This is a genomic window from Stenotrophomonas sp. YJH_SMC_46 (assembly GCF_059370315.1).
Genome location: NZ_JCAFTO010000001.1, coordinates 1 through 25,365 on the forward strand (window position 1 = coordinate 1; position 25,365 = coordinate 25,365).

General features: G+C 66.7%; 23 protein-coding genes. 5 read left to right on the forward strand and 18 right to left on the reverse strand.

From position 1 onward, the window contains the following. From AC5P8C_RS00005 to AC5P8C_RS00070, 14 genes are all read right to left on the reverse strand, one after another. On the reverse strand, window positions 1-1,125 hold a 1,125-nt coding region (locus tag AC5P8C_RS00005; RefSeq protein ID WP_495218175.1), incomplete at its 3' end, for a flagellin. A 72-nt stretch (window positions 1,126-1,197) separates the two neighbouring features. After that, on the reverse strand, window positions 1,198-2,418 hold the full coding sequence (locus tag AC5P8C_RS00010) for a flagellin (protein WP_019659613.1): 1,221 nt from the start codon (window positions 2,416-2,418) through the stop codon (window positions 1,198-1,200). 395 nt (window positions 2,419-2,813) lie between these two features. Next, complete coding sequence (gene flgL / locus AC5P8C_RS00015) at window positions 2,814-4,016, reverse strand: flagellar hook-associated protein FlgL (protein ID WP_019659614.1); 1,203 nt, start codon at window positions 4,014-4,016, stop codon at window positions 2,814-2,816. Then, window positions 4,013-5,893: a flagellar hook-associated protein FlgK gene (gene flgK / locus AC5P8C_RS00020; protein WP_019659615.1), complete on the reverse strand. Its 1,881-nt coding sequence runs from the start codon at window positions 5,891-5,893 to the stop codon at window positions 4,013-4,015. The genes flgL and flgK overlap by 4 nt, the downstream gene beginning before the upstream one ends. 8 nt (window positions 5,894-5,901) lie before the next feature. Further along, complete coding sequence (gene flgJ / locus AC5P8C_RS00025; protein ID WP_019659616.1) at window positions 5,902-7,101, reverse strand: flagellar assembly peptidoglycan hydrolase FlgJ; 1,200 nt, start codon at window positions 7,099-7,101, stop codon at window positions 5,902-5,904. Between the two features lies 1 nt (window position 7,102). Then, window positions 7,103-8,239, reverse strand: a complete 1,137-nt coding sequence (locus AC5P8C_RS00030; RefSeq protein WP_019659617.1) for a flagellar basal body P-ring protein FlgI — start codon at window positions 8,237-8,239, stop codon at window positions 7,103-7,105. Between the two features lie 2 nt (window positions 8,240-8,241). Continuing rightward, window positions 8,242-8,934, reverse strand: a complete 693-nt coding sequence (gene flgH / locus AC5P8C_RS00035; RefSeq protein ID WP_019659618.1) for a flagellar basal body L-ring protein FlgH — start codon at window positions 8,932-8,934, stop codon at window positions 8,242-8,244. 22 nt (window positions 8,935-8,956) lie between these two features. Continuing rightward, on the reverse strand, window positions 8,957-9,742 hold the full coding sequence (gene flgG / locus AC5P8C_RS00040) for a flagellar basal-body rod protein FlgG (RefSeq protein WP_005416457.1): 786 nt from the start codon (window positions 9,740-9,742) through the stop codon (window positions 8,957-8,959). A 102-nt stretch (window positions 9,743-9,844) separates the two neighbouring features. Further along, entirely contained in the window at window positions 9,845-10,594 is a 750-nt protein-coding gene (locus tag AC5P8C_RS00045) for a flagellar basal body rod protein FlgF (RefSeq protein ID WP_019659619.1), read from the reverse strand. Window positions 10,595-10,626: 32 nt separating this feature from the next. After that, complete coding sequence (flgE, locus tag AC5P8C_RS00050) at window positions 10,627-11,850, reverse strand: flagellar hook protein FlgE (RefSeq protein ID WP_019659620.1); 1,224 nt, start codon at window positions 11,848-11,850, stop codon at window positions 10,627-10,629. 32 nt (window positions 11,851-11,882) lie between these two features. Next, window positions 11,883-12,566, reverse strand: coding sequence for a flagellar hook assembly protein FlgD (locus AC5P8C_RS00055; RefSeq protein WP_019659621.1), 684 nt, complete (start codon window positions 12,564-12,566; stop codon window positions 11,883-11,885). A 23-nt stretch (window positions 12,567-12,589) separates the two neighbouring features. Further along, the gene (gene flgC, locus AC5P8C_RS00060) at window positions 12,590-12,997 is read right to left on the reverse strand and encodes a flagellar basal body rod protein FlgC (protein ID WP_005409575.1); all 408 of its coding nucleotides are present in this window, start codon (window positions 12,995-12,997) and stop codon (window positions 12,590-12,592) included. 3 nt (window positions 12,998-13,000) lie between these two features. Next, window positions 13,001-13,396 (reverse strand): flagellar basal body rod protein FlgB, encoded by a 396-nt coding sequence (gene flgB / locus AC5P8C_RS00065; protein WP_495218176.1) that lies wholly within the window; start codon window positions 13,394-13,396, stop codon window positions 13,001-13,003. Window positions 13,397-13,552: 156 nt separating this feature from the next. Further along, window positions 13,553-14,497, reverse strand: coding sequence for a chemotaxis protein (locus tag AC5P8C_RS00070; protein WP_019659622.1), 945 nt, complete (start codon window positions 14,495-14,497; stop codon window positions 13,553-13,555). Between the two features lie 260 nt (window positions 14,498-14,757). Here AC5P8C_RS00070 and flgA point away from each other — a divergent pair, with 260 nt between their 5' ends. The 4 genes from flgA to AC5P8C_RS00090 all read left to right on the forward strand — a co-directional run bounded on the left by flgA (window position 14,758) and on the right by AC5P8C_RS00090 (window position 17,440). Beyond that, on the forward strand, window positions 14,758-15,414 hold the full coding sequence (flgA, locus tag AC5P8C_RS00075) for a flagellar basal body P-ring formation chaperone FlgA (protein ID WP_019659623.1): 657 nt from the start codon (window positions 14,758-14,760) through the stop codon (window positions 15,412-15,414). A 75-nt stretch (window positions 15,415-15,489) separates the two neighbouring features. Continuing rightward, window positions 15,490-15,795, forward strand: a complete 306-nt coding sequence (gene flgM, locus AC5P8C_RS00080) for a flagellar biosynthesis anti-sigma factor FlgM (RefSeq protein WP_019659624.1) — start codon at window positions 15,490-15,492, stop codon at window positions 15,793-15,795. Further along, window positions 15,792-16,130, forward strand: a complete 339-nt coding sequence (locus AC5P8C_RS00085) for a flagella protein (RefSeq protein WP_010485882.1) — start codon at window positions 15,792-15,794, stop codon at window positions 16,128-16,130. Before flgM ends, AC5P8C_RS00085 begins: the two co-directional genes overlap by 4 nt. 89 nt (window positions 16,131-16,219) lie before the next feature. After that, window positions 16,220-17,440 carry an ATP-binding protein gene (locus AC5P8C_RS00090; RefSeq protein WP_019659625.1) on the forward strand — a complete coding sequence of 407 codons (1,221 nt, stop codon included), beginning with the start codon at window positions 16,220-16,222 and terminating at the stop codon, window positions 17,438-17,440. A gap of 195 nt (window positions 17,441-17,635) precedes the next feature. Here the strand turns inward: AC5P8C_RS00090 and AC5P8C_RS00095 are convergent, their stop codons facing one another. Together AC5P8C_RS00095 and AC5P8C_RS00100 are read right to left on the reverse strand one after the other, a co-directional pair. Next, window positions 17,636-19,408: an EAL domain-containing protein gene (locus AC5P8C_RS00095; RefSeq protein WP_019659626.1), complete on the reverse strand. Its 1,773-nt coding sequence runs from the start codon at window positions 19,406-19,408 to the stop codon at window positions 17,636-17,638. A 4-nt stretch (window positions 19,409-19,412) separates the two neighbouring features. Beyond that, the gene (locus tag AC5P8C_RS00100; RefSeq protein WP_058980052.1) at window positions 19,413-21,515 is read right to left on the reverse strand and encodes a sensor histidine kinase; all 2,103 of its coding nucleotides are present in this window, start codon (window positions 21,513-21,515) and stop codon (window positions 19,413-19,415) included. 130 nt (window positions 21,516-21,645) lie between these two features. Here AC5P8C_RS00100 and AC5P8C_RS00105 point away from each other — a divergent pair, with 130 nt between their 5' ends. Next, a complete protein-coding gene (locus tag AC5P8C_RS00105) occupies window positions 21,646-24,405 on the forward strand; it encodes a bifunctional diguanylate cyclase/phosphodiesterase (RefSeq protein ID WP_495218177.1) in 2,760 nt (919 codons plus the stop codon). A gap of 78 nt (window positions 24,406-24,483) precedes the next feature. Here AC5P8C_RS00105 and AC5P8C_RS00110 read toward each other — a convergent pair whose 3' ends face one another. After that, complete coding sequence (locus tag AC5P8C_RS00110) at window positions 24,484-24,909, reverse strand: DUF1851 domain-containing protein (RefSeq protein ID WP_019659629.1); 426 nt, start codon at window positions 24,907-24,909, stop codon at window positions 24,484-24,486. Then, window positions 24,873-25,292 carry a hypothetical protein gene (locus AC5P8C_RS00115; protein ID WP_233652867.1) on the reverse strand — a complete coding sequence of 140 codons (420 nt, stop codon included), beginning with the start codon at window positions 25,290-25,292 and terminating at the stop codon, window positions 24,873-24,875. Before AC5P8C_RS00115 ends, AC5P8C_RS00110 begins: the two co-directional genes overlap by 37 nt. Window positions 25,293-25,365: the final 73 nt, after the last annotated feature.

The following is a 25,365-nucleotide window of genomic DNA, read 5'->3' on the forward strand; positions in this document are numbered from 1 at the left end:
CTGCTGCAGGATCTGGGTGCGGGTCAGCTCGGCGGTTTCCTTGGCGAAGTCGGTGTCCTTGATGCGGCTGCGCGAGGAGGACAGGTTTTCCGACGAGGTCTGCAGGTTGGCCACGACCGAGGTGAAGCGGTTCTGGATCGCGCCGAGGTCGGCGCGGGTGCTGTTGATCGCACCCAGGGCCTTGTCGACGATTTCCATTGCCTGCTGGGCGCCCTTCACGGTGCTCACGTCCAGGTTGCTGGCGTACTTGGCGGCCGGCGCCGCAGCATCGGCAGTGGCCGTGAAGGTCGCCTGCGTGTTGCCTGCCCAGGTGCCGGGGGTCGCGGTGATCGCCTTGAACGAGCCATCAGCGTTGGCGCTGTCCTTGACCGAGGTCAGGGTGACGCCGGCGGTGCCGTTCACTTCGGCGTAGACACCGGTCTCGCCGATCTTGGCGTTGATCGCGGTCACCAGCGCTTCACGCGAGGCCTTGCCGGTGGCAGCGGCGTCGGCGCCCTGCTTGACCGAGACGTCAGCGATGGCCACGCCATTGATGGCCAGGCCGGTGATGCTGAAGTCAGCGTTGGTGCCCGGATCGGCCAGGGCCAGCGCGTTGGTGTCGAAGCGGGCACCACCCAGGGCGTTGGCCTTGGCGTCGATGGTCTTGTCGATGGCGATGGCCTGGCCGGCGTTGGCGCCCACCTGGAACAGCTGGCTCGAGAACGAACCGTCCAGCAGCTTGGTGCCGTTGAAGTCCGACTGCTTGGCGACGCGGTCGATTTCCGAGACCAGCTGGGTCACTTCGGCCTGCAGCGCCTTGCGGTCACTGGCCGAGTTGGTGGCGTTGGAGGCCTGCACCGACAGCTCGCGGACGCGCTGCAGGTTGTTGCCGATCTCGGTCAGCGAGCCTTCGGCGACCTGGGCCAGCGAGATACCGTCGTTGGCGTTGCGGATGGCGACGTCGGTACCGCGGATCTGGGTGCCGAAGCGCTCGGAGATCGCCAGGCCGGCGGCGTCGTCCTTGGCGCTGTTGATGCGCGAACCGGAGGACAGGCGCTGGATGGTGGTGGCCAGCGAGCTGCCGCTGGTGCTCAGGTTACGCTGAGCATTCAACGACATCGTATTGGTGTTGATGACTTGTGCCATGAGGAGAGGTCCTTGAGCGGTTGCACGTGAGTTGGGTTAGACGCCCCCGACGTGCCCCGGGGGCGGCTCATGTCAGCGCTGCAACAGGCTGAGCACGTTCTGCGGTACCTGGTTGGCCTGGGCCAGCATGGCCGTACCGGCCTGCTGCAGGATCTGGGTGCGGGTCAGCTCGGCGGTTTCCTTGGCGAAGTCGGTATCGCGGATGCGGCTGCGCGAGGCCGACAGGTTCTCCGAGGAGGTCTGCAGGTTGGCCACCACCGAGGTGAAGCGGTTCTGGATGGCGCCGAGGTCGGCGCGGACGCTGTTGACCGACTCCAGGGCCTTGTCGACGATCGACATCGCCTTCTGCGCGCCCTCGGCGGTCGTGACGTTCAGGTCCTTGACGAAGCTGACCGCTGCACCGGTCAGGGTGCCGCCGTTGGTGCTGGTCTCGGTCAGGCCCAGGCCGGCGAGGGTGGCGGCGGTGACGCCGGTCGGCGGCGTTGCGGCGCTGACGCCCAGGGCGAAGGTCTGGCCATCCTTGACCGACGCCAGGCTGATGACACCGGCATTGACCGAAGCAACCACGCCGGTTTCGCCCAGCTTGTTGTTGATCGCCGCCGCGGTGGCCGAGGTGATCGATTCGCCGGCCTTCACGGTGAAGTCACTGATGGTGACCGTAGTGGCGGTGCCACCCGGCGGAGTGACCGAGACCTGCAGGCCCGAGTAGGTGGTGTCGGCGGTGGCTTTGTCGGCGGCGGCCAGGCTGGTGCCGGTGTAGCCGTTGGCAAAGGTGGCCGCGCCCAGTGAATCGGCCTTGGCGTTGACCACGCTGTTGATGGCGATGGCCTGGCCGGCGTTGGCGCCGACCTGGAACAGCTGGCTGGTGAAGCTTCCATCCAGCAGCTTGGTGCCGTTGAAGTCGGCCTGCTTGGCCACGCGGTCGATTTCGGAGACCAGCTGGGTCACTTCGGCCTGCAGCGCCTTGCGGTCGCTGGCCGAGTTGGTGGCGTTGGAGGCCTGCACGCCCAGTTCGCGGATGCGCTGCAGGTTGTTGCCGACTTCGTTCAGCGAGCCTTCGGCGACCTGGGCCAGCGAGATGCCGTCGTTGGCGTTGCGGATAGCCACGTCCAGGCCACGGATCTGGGTGGTGAAGCGCTCGCTGATGGCCAGGCCGGCCGCGTCGTCCTTCGCGCTGTTGATGCGCAGGCCGGACGAGAGGCGCTGGATGGTGGTGGCCAGCGAGCTGCCGCTGGTGCTCAGGTTGCGCTGAGCGTTGAGCGACATCGTATTGGTGTTGATTACCTGTGCCATGGGGTCGTCTCCTCTTATATGGAACCCGTTGGTGAATGAAGCGAAGCGCCGCCTGTTTTTTTGTGTGGCTGTGTGCTTCGCCGTTGCCAAATGAATAACGGCGCTTTGTCAACAACCTTTAGCCGTGAATTCCGTTGAAGTCGTAATTCGTTGCCGGAGGCTGTTTTTCCGGGTTTTTCCAACCCCGAAGGGGCGTGTAGGCGCACCCGGAAGGGGCGGTTGGGCAGGCCCAACCAGCGCTGATGAAGGTATCGGCGGGGTGGGGCCGGGCTTGATGGGCAATCACGGAAAATCCGCCGAGCGCTGTCTGGAATGCTTCGCGGCGACGGGCCACGGAAACGAAAAAGGCCGCGATGCAAGCATCGCGGCCTTTCGGGGCTGAGGCGGGGGTGCTGTCAGCCGATCTTGTTGAACAGCGACATCGACTGCATCTGCGAGAAGATCGTCTGTGCCGCCTGCAGCGCGGTGCTCTGCAACTGGTACTGGCTCAGCGCATCGGCGTAGTCCAGGTCGCGCATCTGCGACAGCGTGGTTTTCAGCGTCACGCTGTTGGCTTCGCGCATGTCGGCGGCGTTGTCCAGTGCCTTCAGCTGCGCGCCACCGGCCGCACGCGAATCGATCATCCGCTCCGACGCGCGCGCCACGTCACGCAATGCACTCTGCAGTTCGTTCTGCTGGGCGCTCATCTTCGCGGTGGTGCCGGTGTCGGCATCCAGTGCGGCGATCAGCTTGTCCATGGTGTCAAAGATGTCGCGGCTGCTCGCCGGCTTCACGTTGAAGCTGTCGCCCGCTGCCGGCGCGCCGGTAATCTGCAGCCGCACGCCGTTCACTTCCACGTTGTCACCTGCCTTGAAGGTGCCGGTGCCGGTCACGTTGCCGGCGCCATCCAGCACCTCGTACTGGTCGGCAGCGGTGAAGCGGATGCTGAAGGACTGCCCGTTCCAGCTGTCGCTGCCATCACGGGTGATGTTGGTCAGCACGCCGTTACCGGTGTTGCCCGCCGCAGCGGCGCCATCGACGAAGCCATCGCCGGTGGGGATGCGCATGAAGATTTCGCTGCCGGGCAGGGCATCGCGCACGTAGGTATCGGGGCCGACCTCGATCTGGCGCTGGGTCTGGTCACCGCGGTAGACCACCTTGCCATTGATCCTGGCAAACGGCGGATCGCCGTCGTTGGTGCCGCCGAATACATAGCGACCCGTGCCGTCCTCGGCGTTGGCCAGCGACAGCAGGCCGTCGCGGATCTGGTTCAGTTCGGTGATCAGCGTCTTCTTGTCGGACGCGCTCAGGGCGGGGTTGCTGGCCTGGATGGTCAGGTCGTTGACGCGCCCCATCAGATCATTGACCTGGGCCAGGGTGTTTTCCTGCACGCCCAGCCGGTTCTGCACGTTGCCGGCGTTGAGCTTCATCCGTTCCAGTGCGGCCAGGCTGCGGTCCAGTCCGACCGCTGCGCCGGCCCCGACCGGATCGTCCTTTGCGGAGACGATCTTGCTGCCGGTGGCGATCTGCTGCTCCAGGTGGCTGAGCTTGGCCTGCTTGGCCATCATCAGCGACACCGACTGGTTGTACATCATGCTGGTGGAGATGCGGCTGCTCATCGGCGGACGGCTCCCAGGATGGTCTGGAACATGCTGTCGGCGGTGGAGATCAGCTGCGAGGCGGCCTGGTAGGCCTGCTGCAGGCGCAGCATGTCGGCCGCTTCCTCGTCCAGGTTGACGCCGGACACTTCATCGCGCGCTTCCTGCGCCTTGTCGTTGATCACCAGTTGCGCTTCCAGCGAGTACTCGGCCGAACGGGCCGCAGCACCCACCTGGGTGGTGAGGCCACCCAGCGCGCCGTTCAGCGTCACCGTGCCGGCATTGAAGGCCTTGGCGCTCTCGACCTTGGCCAGCCTGGAGGCGTTGCTGTTGTCGGAGGAGCCGGCCGGCGTCGGGGTGATGTTGAAGGTGTCGCCGACCTTCGGCGCACCGTCCAGCACGAAGCTCCAGCCATTGGCGCTGATGGTCTGGCCGGGCGTGTAGGTCTGCGGCGGGCCACCATCGATGGTGTAGGTGGTGGCCGAGGTGAACACGATCGCGGCCGGATTGCGCAGGTTGGCGTTGCTCGAATCGGTCACGGTTACGCCACTCAGCTTGCCGGTGCCCGTGTTGGCCGTCGCGGCGGCGCCCTTTACCGCGGCAGCGGCTGCAATCCGGGACGGATCGGTGATGGCGATCTCCATGCTGCCGGCGACGCCTGCGGTGGGCTGCAGCAGGAATCGGTCGTTGGCAGCGGGGGTGCCACCCACGACCAGCGTGACGCCGTTGATCACCAGCGGATCGGCGGCGGTGCCGGTGCCGGCCAGCGGAACGCTGGCGCCGGTGTCGGCCCGGCTGGCCTTCCAGTTGCTGCCATCGAACTGCAGCACCACGTTCTGCGCGTCCAGCTTGCCCAGGTCGCCATAGGTGGCGCTGAGGCTGGCGGTGCCGGTGTTGGCGTTGTTGGCGGTGACGCGCGGGTTGCCGATGTTGAAGAAGTCGCCCCCGAGCTGGCCATACATGTCCACGCCCTGGTGGTGGGCCTGGTTGAAGGTCTCGGCCAGGCCGACAGCCAACTTGCCCAGTTCGGCCTGGGCCGGGGTCAGCACGGTGTCGCGGAACTCCATCAGGCCGCCGATCTGGCCGCCTACTGCCTTCGGGTCGAGGCGGATGGTGTTGCCCTGCGTTTCCAGGGCCAGCTGCAGGCGCTCGGGCTGGTACGGGTCGGCCACGGTGGTGACCTTGGTCGCGGTGGTGCCCACCACCAGCGCGTTGCCGCCGGCGGTGTAGACATTCATGATGCCGCCGTCCTGGATCACCGCGGTGCCGCCGGTGTAGCCGATCAGCTGGGTGATCAGCTGGTCGCGCCGATCGAGCAGGTCGGGCGCGGCGGTGGCGATGTTGGTGCCGATCGCACCGTTGATCTGCGCGATCTCCTGCGCCAGGCGGTTGACCTCGGTGGCACCGGCCAGCAGGCCGTTGTTGACCTCGCTGTTGAGGTTGTTCAGGTGGGTGTTGAGCTGCACAAAGCGGTTGGCCAGGGCCTTGCCGCCATCGAGCATGTTCTGGCGATCGGCCGTGCCGGAGGCATTGGAGGACAGGCCACTGACCGAGTCGAAGAAGTTCGACCACACACCAGAGACATTCGTGGCCGCATCAGAGAACAGCGCGTTGACCCGGTCGGCCATGCCCGAAAGCTGTTTCAGGCGCGCCAGTTCGCCGCTGCTGTCGAGCAGGCGCGAGATGGCCAGCTGGTCGGCGGTGCGGCGGATGTCGGTGATGCGGGTACCGTTGCCGACCGTGCCGTAGCCATAGTTCTGCGGATCGGCGGTGGCGAAGTTGACCTTCTGCCGGCTGTAGCCGGGCGTATTGAGGTTGGCCACGTTGTGGCTGGTGGTCGCCAACGCACGCTGGAAGGCGAGCAGGGCACCGGTACCGGTGGAAAGTACGTTGGACATGGGATTCCTCAACGACGGGTGATACCCAGCGCCGCGGTCGCGGTGCTGGCGAAGGTCTGGCCAAGGCGCGAGCCGGCGTCTGCCACGGCGGCGACGGCGCGCTCGATGGTCGGGCCGCCGGCGATCGCGGCGATCTTGGCCGCGTAGCGCGGATCGGTGGCATAGCCGGCGCGCTGCAGGCCACGGGCGAAGCCCTGCACGTCGGTGCCGGCCTGCAGGGCCTGCTGGTAGCGCGGGCTGGTCTTCAGCAGGCGCACGTAGTCGGCAAAGCTCTCGGCCGGCGAACTGTAGGCGCGGAAGCTGGCGGTCTCGTTGCGGCGCACGCCATCGACATATTCATGGGTGCCGGCTACGGCGCGCTGGCCGTTCCAGCCATTGGCCTTGATGCCGAACAGGTTGTGCGAAGTGCTGCCGTCGGCATGCTTGATGTGGCGCTTGCCCCAGCCGGTTTCCAGCGCCGCCTGGGCGACCAGGGCGCGGGCATCCACGCCCAGTTCCTTGGCCGCACGCTGCGCGTGCTGCCAGATGCTGGCGACGAAGCCTTCCGGGGTGTGCTCGCCGAGCCGGGCGACAGCGGTGCGGGTCGCCATCGCATCGGCCGGGCTGATCGCGGTGCCGCGGTTGCTGGCGGTGGCCGACCACTGGTCGCTGTTGGCGGCCCAGTCCTCGCCCTGCAGGCTGCCGATGTACGGATCGTCGGTGCCCAGCGAGCGGTGCATGCTGCTGCTCTCGCGCCCGGCGATCAGATCCAGGGCCTGCTCCATCGGCGCCACTGCCGCCTGCGCACCGTGCTGCGCACCGGCAGCCATCTGCTGCAGCAGGCGCACCGCCTGGCTGCCGTCTTCCAGTGGCAGCGACGGTGCCGGCCTGGCCGGTGCATTGAGCTGGTAAGCACGGCTGGCCTTGGCCGGATCCACGCGGGCATCCAGCGCCGGGCCATCGGCGGCCTGGCCGGACAGCTGCCGGCTGATCATGCTGGACAGGCCCAGGCCTTTGCCGCGGGTCATCGCCTCGGCAATCTTCTGGTCGTACATCTCGCGGAACATCTTGTTCTCGCCGGGAAACAGCGAGTCGCCGAAGCTGGCGTCACGCATGCTCTTGACCAGCATCTGCGCGAACTGGCCTTCCAGCTGGCGCGCCACCTTGTCGATCCTTGCCGGATCGTTCTGTTGCGCCGGGTGCAGGTCGAATGCGGGATTGATGCGCATGTCAGATCACCTCGAGCTCGGCACTCAATGCGCCGGCCTGCTTCAGGGCTTCCAGGATCGCGATCAGGTCGCCCGGTGCCGCACCTACGGCGTTCACCGCATGCACGATCTCGTCCAGGGTGGTGCCGCCGCTGAACTTGAACATGCGGCTGCCGTCGTTGGTGGCGGTGATGGTGGACTGCGGGCTGGCCACGGTGCGGCCGCCGGACAGGGCATTGGGCTGGCTGACGTTGGTGTTTTCCTGGATGGTCACGGTCAGCGAACCGTGCGAGATCGCCGCGGGTCCCACGCGCACCTGCTGGCCGATGACCACGGTGCCGGTGCGCGAATTGACCACCACCTTGGCCGGGGCGCTGCCCGGGGTCAGTTCCAGGTTCTCGATGCGCGCCAGCAGGCCGACGCGTGCGCCCGGGTCGGTCGGCGCGGTGACCGCGACGGTCACGCCATCGATCGCGCGTGCCGCACCTTCGCCGAAGGCGTTGTTGAGCGCGGCGACCATGCGCGAGACCGTGGTGAAATCGTTGTTGTGCAGGTTCAAGGTGATGTCGCCGCCGTTGGCCAGCGGATCGGGCAGGGCACGCTCCACGGTGGCGCCGTTGGGGATACGACCGACGCTGGGCACGTTCACCGAGACACGGGAACCATCCTTGCCCTGCGCACCGAAGCCACCCACGATCAGGTTGCCCTGGGCGATGGCGTAGATCTGCCCGTCGGCCCCGCGCAGCGGGGCCATCAGCAGCGAGCCGCCGCGCAGCGACACCGCGTTGCCGATCGAGGACACCGTGATGTCGATCGGCTGGCCGGGCTTGGCGAACGGCGGCAGCTCGGCATGGATCGCAACGGCGGCCACGTTCTTCAGCTGCGGGTTGACGTTCGGCGGCACGTTCACGCCCAGCTCGCCGAGCAGGTTCTTCAGGCTCTGCACGGTAAAGGGCGCCTGGCTGGTGCGGTCGCCGCTGCCATCCAGGCCGACCACCAGGCCGTAGCCAACCAGTGCGTTGCCACGCACGCCGCCGACCTGTGCCAGGTCCTTGATGCGCTCGGCGCTGGCCGGGGCTGCCACGACCATCAGCATCAGCGCGACGAACGACGCCACGCGGCGCTGCCAGGAAGAAGAGGGGAGGAGTTTCATGGCCATACTCAGAACGGCGTCAGGCCGGAATTGAAGAAGCGGCTCAGCCAGCCCATCGCGTTGGACTGCGCGACCGGTCCGCGGCCGCCGTAGACGATGCGGGCCTCGGCTACGCGGCTGGAGGGAATGGTGTTGTCCTGGCTGATGTCGCCAGGGCGCACGATGCCCTGCACCTGCACCAGTTCATCGCCCTGGTTGAGCCGCAGGTTCTTCTGCCCCTGCACCACCAAGTTGCCGTTGGGCAGGCGCTGGATCACGGTGACCGTAACGCTGCCCTGCAGGCGGTTGCTCTGCGCGCTGTTGCCCTTGCCGGTGAAATCACGCTTGCCTTCCGCACTGGCGCTGAGGATGTCCTTGCCGCCCAGGGTGACCGGCGCGCCAAAGATGCTCGGGCTGCCCAGGCTCAGGTTGGACTCCTTGTTGGTGGCGGTGTTTGCACTGGTCTGCGCGGTGGTGCTTTCCAGCAGGGTGATGGTCAGCAGGTCGCCGACATCGCGTGCGCGGCGGTCTGAATACAGCTGCAGGGTCGGGCCGGCGGCATAGATCGCCCCGGCGGTGGGCGCGGCCTGCGGCGGCATGATCGGCTGGATCGGCGCCATCGCCGGGTAGGGGCGCACGTCGCCCGCGATCACGCAGCCACCGAGCAGGGCGGCCACGGTGCAGGCGAGGGCAGTGCGGGCAAAGTTGGAAATGGGCGACATGGCGGTTTCCCGGTTGGGCCGGTCAGATCTTGTTGTTGAGATAGCCGAGCATCGAGTCGGTGGTGGAGATCGCCTTGGCATTCATTTCGTAGGCGCGCTGGGTTTCGATCATCGACACCAGCTCTTCCACCACATTGACGTTGCTGCCTTCCAGCGCCCCCTGCACCACGGTGCCGAGGCCGTTCAGGCCGGGATTACCGTTCTGGGCCGGGCCCGAGGCCGTGGTTTCCAGGAACAGGTTCTCGCCGCGCGCCTGCAGGCCGGCCGGATTGACGAAGTCGGTCAGGGTCAGCGCACCGACTTCCACCGACGCGGCGTTGTCGGCCATCTTCACGCTGATGGTGCCGTCGCTGCCGATGGTGACCGACTGCGCGCCCTCGGGAATCTGGATGCCCGGTTGCACCGGGTAGCCGCTGTTGGTGACCAGCTCGCTGTCCTGATTGATCTTGAACGAGCCATCACGGGTGTAGGCCGAGCTGCCGTCGGGCATCTGCACTTCGAAGAAGCCGCGGCCGTTGACCATCACATCCAGGGCGCGGCCGGTCTGCTGCTGGCCACCCTGTTCGAAGTTCTTGGCGGTTGCTACCACGCGCACGCCGGTGCCCAGCTGCAGGCCGGTCGGCAGCTGCGTCTGCGCCGACGAAGAGCCGCCCGGCTGGCGCACCTGCTGGTACAGCAGGTCCTCGAAGCTGGCACGGTCCTGCTTGAAGCCGGTGGTGTTGGTGTTGGCGAGGTTGTTGGAAACCACCGACATGCGCATCTGCTGCGCATCCAGTCCGGTTTTCGCGATCCACAATGCCTGGTTCATCTTCGATGTCCTGTCTGGTGAAACCGGCCGCGTGGTGCGGCCCTTGTATGCGGGTGTGCAAGCGGTGTGCCAGCGCCGGCATCAGCCGGCGCCGGAATTCCGTCAACTGCCCAGGCGCAGCATGCTGTTGGCGCTGCGCGCGTTTTCGTCGCCGTGTTTGATCACCTGCACCTGCATTTCGTACTGGCGCTGCAGCTGGATCATCTGCACCAGTGCCCCGGCCGCATCGACATTGCTGCCTTCCAGCTGGCCGCTGTGCACTGCGGTGCCCTGTGCCGGTGCGAACGGCTGTTGCGGGTCGGTATTGCGGAACAGGCCATCCAGGCCGCGCTCGAGGCGCTCGTCCGGTGCCTGCACCACCTTGATCCGGCCGATCTGCGCCATGGTCTGCGGGCCTTCACCCTGCGGGATGATCGAGATCGTGCCGTCGGCACCGATCTCCATCGCCTGGTAGGGCGGAATGGCGATCGGGTTGTTGTTGTCATCCAGTACCGTGCGGCCGCCGGAGGTCACCAGCTGGCCATTGGGGGTGACCGACAAGGCCGCGCCGCGCGTATACGCCTCGCTGCCATCGCTGGCCTGCACCGCCAGCCAGGTGCCGCTCTGCAGCGCCAGGTCCAGCGGTTTGCCGGTGATGTGCTGCGCGCCGGGCGTGCGGTTGAAGCCAGCGTCGACGTGCAGCGCATCCACCCGCGAGGCAAAGCCGGGGCCGCGGATCGGGAAGGCTTCGGTGTTGGCCAGCGCTTCCTTGAAGCCGGGGGTGTCCGAGTTGGCGAGATTGTGGCTGAGCGTTCCCTGCGCCTGCAGGGAGGCGCGGGCACCGGTCATCGCCACGTAAAGGGCTTTATCCATGCGGGGAGTTCCGTGACAGGGTCAGCGGGTCATCAACGGATGTTGATGACCGTCTGGGTGATCTGGTCCTGGGTGGTGATCATCTGTGCGTTGGCCTGGAAGTTGCGCTGCGCGGTGATCATGTTGACCAGCTGCTCGGTGAGGTCGACGGTGGACGCTTCCAGCGAACCTGCCTGGATCTTGCCGAGGTTGGAGGTATCGGGCATGCCGGTGCGCGGCGTGCCCGACTCGAAGGTCTCGACCCACAGGTTGTTGCCCTTCGATTCCAGGCCCTGCGTGTTGTTGAAGGTCGTCAGCGCCACCTGGCCCAGCGGCTTGTCGTCGCCGTTGGAATAGCGGGCGTAGACCACGCCGGATTCGGACACGGTGATTTCATTGAGCTTGCCGGCGGCATAGCCGTCCTGCTGGGTGTTGCGCAGCGCGAACTTCTCGCCGTACTGGGTCGAGCCGTTGATATCCAGCGTCATGTTCAGCTGGCCGGCGCCGGTGGTGGGGGTGAACGTGCCGAGGCCGACCTTGCCGTTGGCCGGGGCGGTCAGCTTGCCGCTGTTGTCGAAGGTGACCGCGGTCGGGGTGCCAGCGGGCTGGCCATCGACATAGTTGTGCACGGTCCATTCGTTGGGGTTGGCTCCCTTGACGAAGTACGAGACCTGGATGTGGCTCACGCCCAGCGAGTCGTACACGGTGATGCCGCCGCTGGAATGGTTGTAGCTGTTGGAATCGGCCGGGTCGAAGGTGGCCACCGTCGGCTGCTTGGCGTTGGCCGGCAGGGTGAAGCCGACCTTCACTTCGCTGGTCTGCTTCGGCGGGCTGTCGGTGGTCAGCAGCTGCAGGTCGACCAGGCGGCCGGCGTCGAAGTTGGTGCCATCGGCATTCGGTGCGAACACCTGCAGGCGCGCACCCTGCGGATTGACCACGTAGCCGGCCGAATCGGTCTGGAAGTTGCCGGCACGCGAATACACCCGCGAACCGTTCATGTTCATGGTGAAGAAGCCCTCACCGGAAATGGCCATGTCCAGGCTGCGCCCGGTCTGCTCGTTGTGGCCCTGGATGAACTGCTGGGCGACGTTGGAGACGCGCACGCCCGAGCCGGTCTGGTTCTTCGACAGGCCGTAGCTGGTGGAGGCGAACAGATCGGCGAACTCGGCGCGCGACTGCTTGAAGCCGGTGGTGTTGACGTTGGCGACGTTGTTGGCGGTGACGCTCAGGTCGGTGTTGGCGGCATTGATGCCGGACAGCGAGACATTGAAGCCCATGGGATGCTCCTGGTTGATGCGGGATGTGCGGCTCAGCTGACGCGGAGCACGTAGTCGATCGGGGCCGTGCCCAGGCCCTTGAGGTTCAGGTACAGGCCGTCGGAACCGACGGTCACGCTTTCCACCGGCGCCTGCACGTAGGTGGACAGCTTGGTGCTCTTGCCGGCGGTATCGACATGGTTGGCGACGATGGAGTACTTGCCCGGCTCCATGCGTTTGCCGTTGGCGTCCTTGCCGTCCCACTGGAAGGCGGTCTCGCCGGCGGCAGTGGCTTCCACGCTCAGCGAGGTGACCTTGGCGCCGTTGGCATCGGTGATGTCCACGGTGATGATGCCGGCCGAGGGCGCGGCCACCGTGCCTTCGACGCTGCCCTCCTTCTCCAGTACCAGCTTTTCCGACGGCACCAGCACCTGGTGGCCGACCAGTGCCGCGCCACGCAGCACCTGGTCGCTGGCCATCGACTCCTGGAAGCCCTTCACCGTCTTGTTCAGATCGGTGATGCCCTGCACGGTGGACATCTGCGCCATCTGCGCGACCATCTGGGTGTTGTCCATCGGCTTCAGCGGGTCCTGGTGCTGCAGCTGCTCGGTCATCAGGCGCAGGAAATCGGCCTGGTCCAGCGTGTTCTTCTTCTTGGTGGCGTTGCTGTTCGGGGCGTTCAGACCAAGTGCGGTATAGACGTCCTGGTTGGTCTGGTTGTTGACGGCGGTGGTCATGGCGGTATCCGGTACTGCGGGCCTCAGCGGCCCATGGTCAAGGTGGCCAGGGCCAGTTCCTTGGCGGTGGTCAGCATCTCCACGCCGGCCTGGTAATTGCGCGAGGTCGAGATCAGGTTGACCATCTGCGCCACCGGGTCGACGTCGGGCTGGTAGATGTAGCCATCGCCATCGGCCAGCGGGTGGCCCGGCTCATAGCGCTTGATCGGCGCCGCATCGCTCTGGGTGATCTCCTTCACCTTCACCGAGGTGATGTTCGGATCGTTCTTGCTGGTGACAGCCTGGAAGATCGGTTCCAGCGGCTTGTACACGGCGTCGGCGGAACCGGCGACGGTGTCGGCGTTGGAGAGGTTGGAGGCGATGGTGCTCATGCGCACCGACTGCGCCTGCAGCGCGGAACCGGCGATATCGAAGATCGGCAGGTTGCTCATGGCTTATTGCCCCGTGATCGCGGTCAGCATGGAACGCACCTTGCTCTCGACGAAGCTGAGCGAGGCGCGGTACTCAAGAGCGGCGCGGCCATAGGCGGCACGCTCGGCATCGGGATCGACGGTGTTGCCGTCCAGGCTGGGCTGCACGCCTTCACGCGCGATCTGGAACGGATTCAGGCCACTACTGATTTCGTAGTGCTGCTCATGGGTGGCGGCCATCAGGCCGTTGGCATCCTGCCCCTGGGCGTGGCGCAGGGCGGCATCGAAGTCCAGGTCCTGGGCCTTGTAGCCGGGCGTATCGGCATTGCCGAGGTTGCTGGCGATCAGCTTCATCCGTTGTTCGCGCAACGGCATGGCCTGGGCGTGGACGCCCAGGTAGTCGGTAATCAGGTTGCGCACGGTGCACTCCCACGGGAACGTTGCCCGGGAAGCTGCAAGGGGTGTGCCAAAGCACGCGCGACATCGCGTCCGCCGGGCATGGCCCGGCGCTACCCCAGGGGTCGGGGAGGTTGTGGTAGCGCCGGGCCATGCCCGGCGGAGACCCGTGACGCGGCCTTACGCCGCCATCGCGACCTTGCGCAGGCGGTCCAGCACGAAGTCAGCCAGCTCGTGCGGCGAGTACTTGGCGACGAAGGCATTGGCGCCGACGCGCTCGACCATCGCGTTGTTGAATACGCCCGACAGCGAGGTATGCAGCAGCACGTACAGGCCGGCAAGGCCAGGGTGGCGCCGGATTTCCGTCGTCAGCGTATAGCCGTCCATGGCCGGCATTTCGATGTCCGAGATGACCATGGCATAGCGCTCGGCCGGGTTCTCGCCCGAGGCGTGGATCTGCAGCAGATGGTCCAGCGCCTGCTTGCCATCGGAAAGCAGGGTGGCGCCAACGCCCAGCTGGTCCAGCACGCTGCGGATCTGCTGGCGGGCCACGCGCGAATCGTCCACCACCAGCACTTGCAGCTGCGGGCCATCGGCAGGCATTGCCATTGCTGGATCGAGTACGGCATCACCGCGTACCTGGGCGATATCGGCCAGCACGCTTTCAACGTCGATCACCTGGATCAGCTCACCCTGGAAGCGGGTCACCGCCGTCAGGTAGCTCGATTCGGCACCCAGTTCCGGCGGCGGGTGGATGTCTTCCACCGCGATATTGACGATGCGCTCCACGCCGCTGACCAGGAAGCCCTGGATCGAACGGTTGAATTCGGTGACGACCAGGTAGCCAGGCGAGGTATCCGCGTCAGGCTCACGCTCGGGGTGGCCGATGGCCAGGCCCAGGTCCAGCACCGGCACCGAGCGGCCGCGTACGTCGGCCACGCCGGCAAACTGGCTGGGCAACCCGGGCACCTGGAACAGCTCCGGGCGCCGCAGGACTTCCTGCACCTTGAAGACATTGACGCCAAAAAGCTGACGTCCGCCGAGACGGAACAACAGCAGCGCCAGGCGGTTGTGGCCGGCCAGTCGGGTTCGCTGGTCGATCCGGTTGAGCAGGTCATGGGACATGGCTGCTGTATCGGCGGGGTGGGCGCCAAACTTGAGGGCGCTCTGCCGCCTGCGCGGTCCGCACCACGTTTGTAGAGTCGACTGTCAGTCGACCGCTCTTCGATCCGATCACGGGAAACCCCGTGCTTCGCGCGAAAGTCGACTGACAGTCGACTCTACCCATCCGGTCGCATCCCCATCCCGGATCCGATCAACGGGCCCCGGCGCTCTGGCACACCCCTTGCACGCACCAGGGCCAGATTCCATCGACAGGAGGCGCCATGCGCCGGGTCACACCTCTATTCGCCATCGTGCTCGCCGCAGCCGCGCCATGGGCAGCCGCTGCAGAGTGGCAGCCGGTTGCCAGCATCCGCGCGGCGGCGTTGTCGACGCTGCCTGCCGGGAGCGAGGGGGAGGCGCAGGTGGCCGATGCGCTGCGCCTGCCCAAGTGTGGCGGCGCGCTGCAGGTGCAGCCCACCGCCAACACCACGGTGGAAGTCAGCTGTCCCGACGCCGGTGGCTGGCGCCTGTTCGTGCCAGTGAAAGTGCGGCGCAACCAGACCGTGCTGGTGCTCAACCGCGGAATCGGTACTGGAGAAACCCTTACTGCTGCCGATATCACCACTGCCCAGCGTGATGCCGCCCGGATTGCCGGTGCGGTGCTGGCCGATCCCAACGCAGCGATCGGCCGCATCGCCCGCCGTCCGTTGCAGGCCGGGGCCCTGCTGTCGAGCAACGATCTGGTGGTGCAGCGTCTCATCAAGCGAGGAGACAATGTGGCGCTGGTCTCGCGTCGCGGCTCGGTCGAGGTCCGTATTGCAGGCCGTGCGATGGGTGACGCGGGTGAGAACGAGCGGGTCTCGGTCGAGAACCTGTCCTCGCGGCGGATCGTGCAGGGCACGGTCGACGCCGCCGGTGACGTAATCGTGGCGCGTTGAATTACCGCAGAATATCCCTAAAGATCACGGCCCTGCGGCCGTTATCCCATGTGAACGGCAACTCCAGGACACCCCATGAGCCAGAAAATCGACGGCAACCTGCAGGTCCCCCAGGCCCTGCGCAGCGTGACGACCCCGGCCAACAAGCCCGGTGTAAGCACCGATGCGGCGGCACGCCCGGTCGAGGCGGCCGACAGCCTGCGCCTGACCGGCGAGGCCACCAATCTGCAGGCCATCGAGCGTGAGCTGACCACCGCCCCGGCAATCGACGCCCAGCGCGTGGCCGCCGTGCGCGAGGCGCTGCAGAACGGCACCTACAAGATCAATCCGGACGCGATCGCATCGCGCATGCTCGAGCTGGACCAGCAGCTGCACGGATGACTGCGGCGATGAGCGAGCCGCTGCAGCGTCTTGCCCAGGCCCTGGACGTTGAACGCCAGGCCCTGGTCGAGCACGACGTGCACGCCCTGATCCGGGCCACCGGCGCCAAGCTGGAAGCGCTGCGTGCGCTGGAAGGCGCGCCGCCGGTCGGGGAAGGCGAGCAGCTGCAGGAACTGGCCGAACGCAACCGCGCCAACGGCGTGCTGCTGTCGCGCCGGCGCCGCGAGGTCAACTGGGCCCTGCGCCAGCTCGGGCGCACCGAAGATGCCTCGGCCTACGATGCCAAGGGGCAGGCGCACACCGTCACAGCGCGCCGCCCACTCGCCGTCGCCTGAGGCGGCGGTCGAACAACCCCATCACGCGGGCTGAAGCCCGCTGCACGAGCGCGTATATTGGGCGTCTGTTCGAATGCCCCCGAGTCGCCGTGTCCGCTGCCAACGCCCTGGTTACCGCCCCCCTTCCGCCACAGCCGGTACTGCAGGCCCTGCTTGAGCGCCTGCGCGAAGGGCTGCTGCTGTTCACCGAAGACGGGCAGGTTGCGCTGGCCAATCCAGCCGCGCAGAACCTGTTGGCAAGCGGTGAGGATGGTGCATTGCCGCCCCCGCAGCGGCTTCGCGAGCTGCTGCCCCCCGATGCGCTGGAACACGCGCGCCAGCATGGTCACTGGAACGGCAGCCTGCCGCTGGGCGAGGGCGTGGTCATCGCCCACCTGTATCACCACGGCCCGGTGGGGCAGGGGCACTTCCTGGCCTTGTTCCGTCATATCGAAGGACAGGAAGACTACGAGCGAGAACTGCAGCAGCGCCACGCCGAGCTGCGCCAGGCCTACCTGCGGCTCAACGGTACCCAGGAGAAACTGCTGCAATCTGAGAAGATGGCCTCGATCGGCCAGCTTGCTGCCGGCGTCGCGCACGAGATCAATAATCCGATCGGCTACGTGCACTCAAACCTGGGCAGCCTGCAGGAGTACCTGCGCAGCCTGTTCACCGTGATCGAAGCCTACGAACGCGCGTTGCGTGCGCCGGACCCGAAGGCGCTGATCCCGGAGATCGATGACATCCGTGACCGCCTGGACATCGATTTCATCAGCCGCGACCTGCCGCAGCTGATGGCCGAATCGCGCGAAGGCATCGAACGGGTGACGCGCATCGTGCGTGATCTGAAAGACTTCTCGTATTCCGGGCGTGATGAGTCGTGGAAGCTGGTCGACCTGCACGCGGGCCTGGAATCGACCATCAACATCATCTGGAACGAGCTCAAGTACAAGGTCACCCTGGTACGCGAGTTCGGCCAACTGCCGCTGGTGGAATGCCTGCCATCGGAGTTGAACCAGGTCTACATGAACCTGCTGCTCAACGCGGGCCATGCCATCGCCGAGCGCGGCACGATCACCGTGCGCACCGGCGTCGATGGCGACCAGGTGTGGGTCGAATTCGAGGACACCGGCGGTGGCATCTCGCCGGAACTGCGCCAACGCATCTTCGATCCGTTCTTCACCACCAAGCCGGTGGGCAGTGGCACGGGCCTGGGCCTGTCGATCTCCTACAGCATCATCAACAAGCACCATGGCCGGATCGACCTGGACAGCACCCCGGGCGTGGGCTCGCGCTTCCGCGTGGTGCTGCCGGTGAAGCAGCCGCGCTGACCGCTTCGGGTAATGCCGGCCGCTGGCCGGCAACCTCATTGCACCCGGCATGCAGAGCAGCCGGCCAGGGGCCGGCTCTACCAAGGCCTGTCCCGGCCTGGGTCGCGCTTCGGGTAGTGCCGGCCGCTGGCCGGCAACCTCATTAACCCCGTCACGTAGCAGCCGGCCAGCGGCCGGCTCTACCAGGCTGGATCGTTACCGCAGCGGGCGGTCCTCGCCGCCGTCTCCGCTCTCCACCGGCGCCGGCCCGGCGTTGCTGCGGCGCTGTTCCTCGTACGTGCGGAACGCCTGGTGGATATGCTTGCGCAGCTCGTCGTCGTTCCATGGCTTGGTCAGGAAGCGGTAGATCGCGCCGCGGTTGATCGCATCGGTCACCGTGTTCAGATCGGTATAGCCGGACAGCACCAACCGGATCGTGTCCGGGTACAGCATCTTCACCCGGCCGAGGAACTCGGTGCCGCTCATGTCGCTCATGCGCTGGTCGGACAGGATCACCTGCACGTCGTTGATCGCCAGCAGGTCGAACGCATCACGCACGTTGCCGGCCGCCAGGATGCGGTAGCCGTCGCGACGGAACAGCCGCACCAGCGATCGCAACACGTTCTCTTCGTCGTCCAGCAAGAGCAGCGTGCGGTCCGGGCGGGTCTCGGCGAAAGCTTCCGGGCGCAGGTAGCGGCGGCGCAGGGTCATGCCTGCGGCATCGGCCGACATCGGTTCGCCGAACAGGTAGCCCTGGAACACATCACAGTCGTTGCGACGCAGGAAGCCAAGCTGCGCCTGCGATTCAACGCCGTTGGCGATCACCGTCATGCCCAGCTGATGGCCCATGGCGATGATCGCGCGGGCGATGGCCGCCTCGCGGTTGCCGGCCGGCGCGCTCTTGATGAAGCTGCGGTCGATCTTCAGCTTGTCCACCGGGTAGCGCACCAGCGCACTGAGACTGGAGTCACCGGTGCCGAAGTTGTCCAGGCTCAGGCTGATGCCCTCGTTGCGCAGGTTGGCCAGCGTCTCATGCACGAAGTTGACGTTGTTGGTCAGCGCGCTTTCGTTGATCTCCAGCGTCAGCATCTGTGCCGGTATGCCCGCGGCCTGGATCAGGCCCATCACTTCGGCGAAGAAGTTCGGCCGCAGCAGCTGCAGGGTGGAGACGTTCACCGCGATGGTGAAATCGTCGAAGCCTTGGTCGCGCCACAGGCGGGCCTGCTTGAGTGCACCTTCCAGCACCCAGGTGCCGATCTGCACGATGATGCCCAGCCGCTCGGCGGTGCGCATGAAGCGCTCCGGCACCAGCATGCCCAGCGTCGGCGACTGCCAGCGCAGCAGCGCTTCCATGCCGACCACGTGGCCATCGCGGGCGCTGACCAACGGCTGGTAGCGCAGTTTCAGTTCGCCGTTGGGAATGGCATCGACGATCTGCCGCGCGATGATGCTCTCGCTGTGCGCGCTCGGCGGCGTGTCCACTGCGTGGATGCGCACCGCGTTGCCGCCCTCGCGGGCGGCCTGGTACAGCGCATCTTCGGCGTGGTCCAGCAGGCGTGAAACGTTGCTGGCATGCTCCGGGCACAGGCTCACGCCCAGCTTGCCGGTCATGAACAGCGTGTACGGCAGGACCGACAGCGGCAGTTCCATCTGCTGCCGGATTTCCTCGGCGAAATCCTCCGGCAGTGGCACCTCGGCTGTGCGTGGCACCGCGATCAGGAACTCGTCGCTGCCGTGGCGCCACAGTTTGCCGCGCCCTCGCAGGTAGGACTGCAACCGCTGCGCAACCAGCACCAGGGCCTGGTCACCTACCTCGGCGCTCATGTTTTCGTTGACAGAGGCGAAGTGGTCGATGTCCACATGCATCAGCATGAGTGCGGTACCGCCCGAGGCCGCCTCGGCGACCATCACCTGCAACTCGGGGTTGCCGGCACCGAGGCGATCAGGCGCATCATCGATGCTGACCGGGGGCTGGTTGGGATTCCACATAGGCTCAGTAGTCCGGTGACTCGGCGGCGGCCATGCTGGCTGCCTGGTAGGGGAGATGAACGTCGATCAGGGTGCCTTCACCGTGCGCGGATTCGATCCGTACATGGCCACCGACGCTCTGCGCACGCTCGCGCATCACGATCAGGCCCAGTCCGCGCGGGCCGTCGGGGTCGAAACCCTCGCCGTCGTCGCGGATCTGCAGGTGCAGGCCGCGCTGGCCGACGTCGCGCAGCTGCAGCTGTACCTGGCTGGCACGGGCGTGGCGCAGCACGTTGGTCAGGCTTTCCTGGGCAATACGGAAGCAGGCCTGCTCGATGCTGTTGTCGGGACGGTGCGGCAGCGGCTCGATCTCGGCCAGCAGCTCCACCGGCGAGGAACGGAACAGTACCCGTGCCTGCCAGCTCAGCGCCGCTTCCAGGCCCAGTGCGTCCAGCTGCGGCGGCCGCAGCAGGGTAGAGATGTCGCGCAGCTTGGCCACCGTGGTATCGGCCAGGCTGACGATCTGTGCCAGGTCCTCACCGCGGCGTTGCGGATCGTCCTCGTCCTGCGCGGCATAGGCAGACAGCTTGATCGCCGTGATCGCCTGGCCGATATCGTCGTGCAGGTCGCGCGAGATCGCGCGGCGCTCATCCTCCTGCAGCGAGAACAGGCGGCCGGCCATGGCCTGCAGTTCGCGGTTGCTGGTTTCCAGTGCGCTGCGGATGCGTTCGGAATCACTGAGATCGCGCACGATCAGCAGCTTGCAGTCGCGGCCGCCATAGCGCACCTCGCCCACTGCCAGGCCGGCATGGAAGCTGCGGCCATCTGCGCGCTGCATCGCCACCACGCTGCTGTGGCCCGGCCCCAGGTGCAGCTGGCCCGCACGCAGCTGGCTGCGCACGCGGGCCAGATCGGCGCTGTCCACCAGTGCCGAAAGCGGTTCGCCCAGCAAGGTGTGGCTGCCATAGCCGAACAGGCTGGCGGCCCAGGCGTTGGCGTACAACACGTGTTCGTCGGCGAGGATCACCACACCATCGGGCAGCACCCGCACCAGCTCGCGGAACTGTTCCTCGCGCTCGCGCAGCAGGCGACGCGACTGCTCGCGCTCGGTCACGTCCTGCAGGGTGCCCAGCACGCGGCTGCGGCCAGCTTCATCGATACCGCTGGCGGCGCGCAGGTGCACCATCAACGCGCGCCCGTCCATCGACAGGACGGGCAGCAGCACGTCCACCTGCACCGGCTCGCCGGAGCATAGTTCGGCCAGCAGCTGTTCGGTCTGGGTGGCAGTGGCCGGATCGGCCGGCACCAGCAGTTCGTCGAAGCGGTGCCAGCGGCGGGCCTCGGGCGGGCGGCGGCCAAGCAGCCGGTAGACCTGGTTGGAGTAGCGACCCAGCCCGGTGGACGGGTCCAGCTCCCAGGCGCCGATACGGGCCAGCTCGTGGGCTTCCTCGACCCGGGCCAGCGCCTGGTCGCGGCGCAGCTGGGCCAGGTCTTCGGCGGTGCGGTCGATGGCAATCAGCAAGCGGGCGTTGTGGCCGTCATAGCTGATGGCGTTGGACCGCAGCTCCATCTGCCGTAGCGAGCCATCACGCAGTTGCAGCTGGGCACGCAGGATGCAGAGCTCCTGCGGCGCCTCGCGGATCGCCTCCAGCTTGGTCTGCAGTGCCTGGTCCTGGCCGGGCGGCCACAGCACGTCGATGGTCTTCTCCAGAAGGTCACCGCGCTCCCAGCCGAACGCGCTGCAGGCAGCCGGATTCGCGTCGAGGATCGCCAGCGTGTCCAGGTCGTAGACCAGGATCGGGCCGGGATTGCCCTCGAACATCTGCCGCAGGCGCAGCTCGGAGGCCTGTTGGCGCGCGTGGGTGTGCAGCACGTGCTCGGCCAGCGGGCGCAGCAGCAGATACAGCAGGCCTGCGCTGGCCAGGGCGAAGAACGAGCCCTTCAGGCCCTGCCACAGTGCCGCCTGCTGCGGATCGGGCACCAGCGCCTGCACCACGCTGTCGGTAGAGATCATCCAGGCCAGAGCCATCACCAGGTAGCTCAACACCACCCGGCGCCGGTCACGGCTGAGCGCCTGCGCCATCCGCGGGTCGGGAACAGGGGCGTTGCCGGTCGGTTCTGCAGGCATGGACGAGGCGGGTGACAGGGGCGCTGGTCATCTTACCCCGCAGCGCGCCGTGACCACTCAATTATCCGCCGCAGGCGCCGTTAACCACTGCGTGCCCCGCTGACGGGCGTGTCATCCGGAGCAAGATCGCGTGGACCAAGGGATCATCGCCAGCCTGCTGCAGCACCCGCTTGCGTCGGCGCTGGTCATCGTCGACCGTACCGGGCGTCCGCTGGCGGCCAATCCGGCCGCGCGCGAGCATGGCCTGCCAGCCACCGTGGCGGCGTATGCGCCGATGCTGGAAGATATGCGCCTGATGGCCGCCGATGGCGGCATCGTGGCCTGCACGCTGCCGGGCGGCCCCCGCGGCCACTACGACGGCCACCTGCGTGCGGTGCACGACGGCGCCGGCAACCTGCTGGCCTTCACCCTCAGCATCCCCGAGCCGGTGCCGGTGGACGGTGGCGGGCGCTGGGAACTGGCGCTGGACAGTGCCGGCCACAGCCTGTGGGACTGGGACATCCCCAGTGACCGCGTGATGCGGACGCCGACGCTGGGCGACGAGACCGCCACCGAGCTGCTGGCTCGGGTGCACAGCGAGGACATCGCCCTGGTGCGCGCAGCGCTCGACGAGCACCTGCATGGGCGCAGCGAGCAGTACAGTGCACAGTTCCGCTTTCGCCAGGCCGATGGCCAGTGGCGTTGGGTGCTGGATCGCGGCCGCGTGGTCGCGCGCACCGCCGATGGCCAGCCCCTGCGCATGGTCGGCACGCATACCGATATCGAGCAGCAGAAGCAGCTCGAATCGCTGCTGCAGGAACAGCAGCTGCACCTGAGCGAGGCCCAGCGCATCGCCAGCATGGGCAGCTGGTCGTTTGATCCCAACAGCGGGCATTTCTGGTGGTCGCCGGAACTGCGTTCGCTGCTGGCCCTGGAGCAGGGCGCCGTTCCGGGCCAGCGGCGTTGGCTGAAGCAGCTGCATCCACGCTCCCGCGGCGCGCTGCGCGCGGCATGGCGGCGGTTATGGCGCGATGGCCGCGCTGCCAACCTCGAGCTGGAGCTGACCCGCGGCCATGAGCCTTCGCAGCACCTGCGCCTGTGGATGCAGCCGCTGCTCGACATGGACGGGCAACCCAAGCGCCTGCTCGGCCAGGTGCAGAACATCACCGAACAGCACCAGACCGATGCGTTGATCCGCTGGCGCACCGAACTGCTGAACCGGGTCTCCGCGCTGGGCCGCATCGGCGGCTGCGAGATCGAGGTGCAGACCCGCAGCATGCAGTGGACAGAGGAGTGCTACCGCATCCATGGCCTGCGCAAGGAACCGATCACCCTCGACCAGGCGCTGGCGCTGTACACGGAGGACTCGCGCAACGCGTTCGAGGCGGCACTCGCCCGTATCGCCAACGGCGGCCTGCCCGAGCAGCTGGACCTGTGCTTCTACCGCCAGTCCGGCCTGCGCGTGTGGGTGCAGGTGCTGATTGAACTGGACCGCCGTGACGGCCTGCCGCCGCGGTTCGTTGTCCTGTTCCGTGACATCACCCGCGAGCGCGAAGCCAACGAACGCATCGAACTGCTGGCCCACTACGATCTGCTGACCGGCCTGCCCAATCGTGTGCTGCTCGGCGAGCAGACCGCCGAGGCCATCGAGGAAGCACGCGACCGCGGAACCTCGCTGGCGATGCTGTTCATCGATCTGGATGGCTTCAAGACCATCAACGACAGCTTCGGCCACGCCACCGGCGATGCGCTGCTGAAGGCGGCGGCCACCCGCCTGCACCAGAACCTGCGCAACAACGACCTGTTCGGCCGCTTCAGTGGCGACGAGTTCATTGTGGTGCTGCGCGACCTGGCCGAGCCGGAAGACGCCGGCCACGTGGCGCGCAAGCTGATCGCCTCGTTGGCCGAGCCGCTGCGCCGTGGCAAGACCACGTTGAAGGTCGGCGCCAGCGTCGGCATCGCGATGCTGGGCGATGCGCAGACCGACTTTGATTCCCTGCTGCGTGCTGCCGACGCCGCGATGTACGCGGCCAAGGAAGCCGGGCGCAATACCTACCAGTACTACAGCCAGGACGCATTGGCCCGCATCCAGCGCCGGCTGGACGTCGAGCATGCCCTGCATGGGGCCATCGAGCGCGACGAGTTCAGCCTGGCCTACCAGCCGTTGCTGCACGCTCACCACGGTGAGCCACCGGCGATCGAGGCACTGTTGCGCTGGCACCGGCCCGGGATTGGCTACTGCAGCCCGGCCGAGTTCATTCCCATTGCCGAAAAGTGCGGCGAGATCGTGCGCATCGGCGACTGGGTGCTGAACGAGGCCTGCCGCCAGGCCACCGCCTGGGACCGCGCCGGACTGCAGTTTGATCGCATCGCGGTCAATGTGTCGGCGGTGCAGCTGCGTGATCGTGGCTTCGCCGAACGCGTGATCGAGATCTGCCATGCCCATGGCTGGCCGCCGCAACGGCTGGAACTGGAGCTGACCGAGTCGGCGCTGATCCGTGACACCGACATCCTGCGCCATTGCTTCGACGTGCTCGAACGGCACGGCGTACCGTTGGCGGTGGACGACTTCGGCACCGGCTTCTCCAACCTCAATTATCTCAACCGCTTCCCGGTGGGGCGCCTGAAGATCGACCGCAGTTTCGTGCAAGGGATGCTGCATGACTCGGGCACGGCGGAAGTCACCCAGGCCATCGTCCACCTGGGACACGCGCTGGGCATGAAGGTGGTGGCCGAAGGCGTGGAAACCCATCAGGAAGAAGACATGCTGCGCCGCCAGGGCTGCGACGAGATCCAGGGTTACCTGTACTCGCGCCCGCTCAGCCCGCGCGACCTGGCGCAGTGGCTGCGCCAGCCGCAGCCGGTTTCGCTGCGCACCGACGCCAGCGGCGAAGCGGTGCTGGTGCGCTGACAGCCATACTTTGGTAGGTGCCGACCGTTGGTCGGCACGAATGCATGTACCTCGCGATCACCCACGCTCGGCGTGCAACTACTTACCGCGGGTATCCAGTTTGGTTGGTCGCGCCTTGGCGACTGTCGCAGCAAGGGCTTCCAGCTCAGCGAGACGATCTGTCTTCACCAGATGCGCCGCATTCCAGCCACCTTCGGAAACCGCGGGCGAAAAGCTGTAGATCTCATTCGGAGCCAATGGCCCAAGTCGGTCAAGTGCATGCGCATGCAGGGGCCGCTCATCGTCGTCGGTGACGTCAAGATAGGGCCCATCCAGGGCCTCCAGCAGGAACGCCAGTTTCCAGTTGCGTTCCGCCGCATCGGCGGGGTCTGGCACATCCGATTCTGTCGTGACGTGTCCACTGTGTGGATCGATGCTGATCTGCGTGGAGGTGTTCTCCCCACACAGCAGAATCTGGCCGAAAGCTGTTACCGCGTAGACATGGAAAGTATCGGCACCCTCCATGGGATTGCCTTGCAGGAACGCAGTAGCAACCTCCGCATAATCGCCACGAACCAGCTGCACAGGCCGATCACCCGCACCTCGTGCCGTCGCGCGTTGAGTACGATGCGACCGCGCATCACGGGGAAGTAGCGCAGGCCGAAGCTCGGCGCGAAGCTCTCGCGGAACGCCATGCTGCCATCGGGCAGCGCATGGAAGGCCAGTCGCAGCCACTTGTCCTGCGGCAGGTCACATTCCAGGCTGCCCAGCGAGAGGCGCGCCTGCATGGCCGGTGACGCCGCAATGCGTTCGTTGAACAGGATGATGCCCCAGCTGAAATAGCCGGCTACCCAGGCCATCAAGAGGACGGTCTCCAACAGCAGGAGTGCGATCAGGGCGATGGCCATCGGTCTTCCATGGACGGGACCGGGCAATCATGCCATGGGCAGCCGTGGCCGCCCCCGCGGGGGGCGAGTCCGT

Excerpts from the sequence above, each read along its gene's own strand:
- flgC (WP_005409575.1), bottom strand. The coding sequence starts at position 12,997 with ATGAGCAACCTGCCGATCTTCGATATCGCCGGTTCCGCGCTGCAGGCG.
- flgJ (WP_019659616.1), bottom strand. The coding sequence starts at position 7,101 with ATGCGCATCAATCCCGCATTCGACCTGCACCCGGCGCAACAGAACGAT.
- AC5P8C_RS00055 (WP_019659621.1), bottom strand. The coding sequence starts at position 12,566 with ATGACCACCGCCGTCAACAACCAGACCAACCAGGACGTCTATACCGCA.
- flgK (WP_019659615.1), bottom strand. The coding sequence starts at position 5,893 with ATGTCCAACGTACTTTCCACCGGTACCGGTGCCCTGCTCGCCTTCCAG.
- AC5P8C_RS00070 (WP_019659622.1), bottom strand. The coding sequence starts at position 14,497 with ATGTCCCATGACCTGCTCAACCGGATCGACCAGCGAACCCGACTGGCC.
- AC5P8C_RS00095 (WP_019659626.1), bottom strand. The coding sequence starts at position 19,408 with ATGTGGAATCCCAACCAGCCCCCGGTCAGCATCGATGATGCGCCTGAT.
- flgH (WP_019659618.1), bottom strand. The coding sequence starts at position 8,934 with ATGTCGCCCATTTCCAACTTTGCCCGCACTGCCCTCGCCTGCACCGTG.
- AC5P8C_RS00100 (WP_058980052.1), bottom strand. The coding sequence starts at position 21,515 with ATGCCTGCAGAACCGACCGGCAACGCCCCTGTTCCCGACCCGCGGATG.
- AC5P8C_RS00085 (WP_010485882.1), top strand. The coding sequence starts at position 15,792 with ATGACTGCGGCGATGAGCGAGCCGCTGCAGCGTCTTGCCCAGGCCCTG.
- AC5P8C_RS00045 (WP_019659619.1), bottom strand. The coding sequence starts at position 10,594 with ATGGATAAAGCCCTTTACGTGGCGATGACCGGTGCCCGCGCCTCCCTG.
- AC5P8C_RS00010 (WP_019659613.1), bottom strand. The coding sequence starts at position 2,418 with ATGGCACAGGTAATCAACACCAATACGATGTCGCTCAACGCTCAGCGC.
- flgL (WP_019659614.1), bottom strand. The coding sequence starts at position 4,016 with ATGAGCAGCCGCATCTCCACCAGCATGATGTACAACCAGTCGGTGTCG.
- AC5P8C_RS00115 (WP_233652867.1), bottom strand. The coding sequence starts at position 25,292 with ATGGCCATCGCCCTGATCGCACTCCTGCTGTTGGAGACCGTCCTCTTG.
- flgE (WP_019659620.1), bottom strand. The coding sequence starts at position 11,850 with ATGGGCTTCAATGTCTCGCTGTCCGGCATCAATGCCGCCAACACCGAC.
- flgA (WP_019659623.1), top strand. The coding sequence starts at position 14,758 with ATGCGCCGGGTCACACCTCTATTCGCCATCGTGCTCGCCGCAGCCGCG.
- AC5P8C_RS00110 (WP_019659629.1), bottom strand. The coding sequence starts at position 24,909 with ATGGAGGGTGCCGATACTTTCCATGTCTACGCGGTAACAGCTTTCGGC.
- flgG (WP_005416457.1), bottom strand. The coding sequence starts at position 9,742 with ATGAACCAGGCATTGTGGATCGCGAAAACCGGACTGGATGCGCAGCAG.
- AC5P8C_RS00030 (WP_019659617.1), bottom strand. The coding sequence starts at position 8,239 with ATGGCCATGAAACTCCTCCCCTCTTCTTCCTGGCAGCGCCGCGTGGCG.
- flgM (WP_019659624.1), top strand. The coding sequence starts at position 15,490 with ATGAGCCAGAAAATCGACGGCAACCTGCAGGTCCCCCAGGCCCTGCGC.